A 1,672-nucleotide genomic window follows, 5' to 3' on the forward strand; every position below is an offset into this window, starting at 1 on the left:
TCCTCGGGTCTGATTAATTTTTGAGCGGCGGGGTGACCACGTGATTCCCAATCCCCAAGGGAGCTGGTTGCGTTACACCAGCGATCCGCCGGAACAATGTTGAGGCCTAACCGTCTTTGAGACGACAACGCAGGATCCTGCTCCGCAGCCTCCTCAAATCTGTGCACCTAAAATGATGTCGATCGAAATCGAGCGCGCCGAAGCGATTACCTGGATCCGCATCCAGCTGGCTCAGCATGGGCTGAGCCTGTCCCACCTGCAGGCCGCCGGCTGTTTTGCCGAGCCGCCACCGGCGACGTTGCCTGGTGTGGTGCGCTACCGCAACGCGCACGGGCAGGGCTGGGACGGCCGCGCCGCAATGCCCGACTGGCTGCAGCGGGCGGTCAATGCAGGGCAGACCGTGGAACATTTCCGCGTCTAGCTGGTGGCGAGTAGAGGCTACCAATTCGATTTCCTTCGCCGGCTCCATCGGGAGCCGCTCGGTCGTGGCTGAGAAGTTTCACCGTGCAAACCAGTTAGCTTGGTCTCCGGACCCATGTATGATCTCTTCCGCCTATGCTCAAACTTGCCGCAACCCTTCGTATCGAACTGCTCCATGTCAAGCCTCTGGTCTGGCGTCGCTTTGTTGTCCCGGCGGATATACAACTCCCCAAGCTCCACAAGGTGATCCATTCTGTGATGGGCTGGGAGGACACTCACCTGCATGAATTCGACATCAACGGCGAGCGGTTCGGCGTACAGGATAAGGACGTCTCGGATGAAGGCCTGCGGTCGGAGAAGGGCGTCCGGCTGAACCATGCGCTCGGCTCGGCCACCGAATTCGAGTACCGATATGACTTTGGCGATGACTGGCAGCACCGCGTCATTGTCGAATCAATCGGCTACCCGGACTTGGCCCTGGCTCTACCGGTTTGCCTGGCTGGCGAAAACGCTTGTCCTCCGGAAGACGTTGGCGGGCCACACGGATATGCGGAATTCCTTGCAGCGCTTCGGGACAAGACCCACGAACAGCACAATGACTTCCGGTCGTGGGTTGGCGGCGTATTCGACGCAGTTGGCTTTGATGTGAATGCGATCAATGCGAGGCTGCGGGCGATTCGGTGACGCGCCCGCGCAGTAGTTGATCGGCCATGTTCTATGCGCTCGCTGGGATAAATCCGTCCGCAGTCGCAGTAATCGCGGTAATAAGGCCGCAAACGGGCGCCAAATCATCAGAAAATCGATGAAGTGACGCGACCACAGCAGAGCCTGGGGCTTCTATCCGGCTGGCAAGGCGGATGCGCCAGATTTTGCATCTGATGGACGCGGTCCAGCGAATTCGATGGATTTTCAACCAATTGATTTGAACGGAATTTTTCCGCATCAGCGCCAGATTTTACTGAGATGGACCCGACGCCTCCCTTCGGGGGACACTGTCGGCATCAACCTGACATGTGGAGGTTCATCATGGAAGTCGACATCCTCGGCATCGATCTCGCCAAACAGGTATTCCAGCTCCATGGCGCCGACCGCCGCGGTCGGCCCGTACATCGAGCAAAGGTCTCGCGTGGCTCGCTCCTGGAGGCGGTGCGTACACTGAAGCCGGGGATGGTTGTTATGGAAGCCTGCAGCACAGCGCACCACTGGGCAAGACGCTTCCAGTCGATCGGCATTGAGGTCCGGCTGATCAGTC

At 59.0% G+C, this 1,672-nt stretch carries 2 protein-coding genes and 1 pseudogene; all 3 read left to right on the top strand.

What is annotated here, in order from left to right:
* Positions 1 to 175 precede the first annotated feature (175 nt).
* Positions 176 to 421: an H-NS histone family protein gene (locus tag AC1DS6_RS42510; protein WP_477104794.1), complete on the top strand. Its 246-nt coding sequence runs from the start codon at positions 176 to 178 to the stop codon at positions 419 to 421.
* 134 nt (positions 422 to 555) lie between these two features.
* Complete coding sequence (locus AC1DS6_RS42515) at positions 556 to 1,104, top strand: plasmid pRiA4b ORF-3 family protein (RefSeq protein WP_477104793.1); 549 nt, start codon at positions 556 to 558, stop codon at positions 1,102 to 1,104.
* A gap of 342 nt (positions 1,105 to 1,446) precedes the next feature.
* Positions 1,447 to 1,672, top strand: a pseudogene (locus tag AC1DS6_RS42520) (IS110 family transposase); the annotation flags it as partial.

The sequence above is a fragment of the Cupriavidus sp. 05L310 genome (assembly GCF_056398185.1).

Bases quoted from the DNA above. Each gene is read 5' to 3' on its own strand.
- AC1DS6_RS42510 (WP_477104794.1), top strand. From the start codon at position 176: ATGTCGATCGAAATCGAGCGCGCCGAAGCGATTACCTGGATCCGCATC.
- AC1DS6_RS42515 (WP_477104793.1), top strand. From the start codon at position 556: ATGCTCAAACTTGCCGCAACCCTTCGTATCGAACTGCTCCATGTCAAG.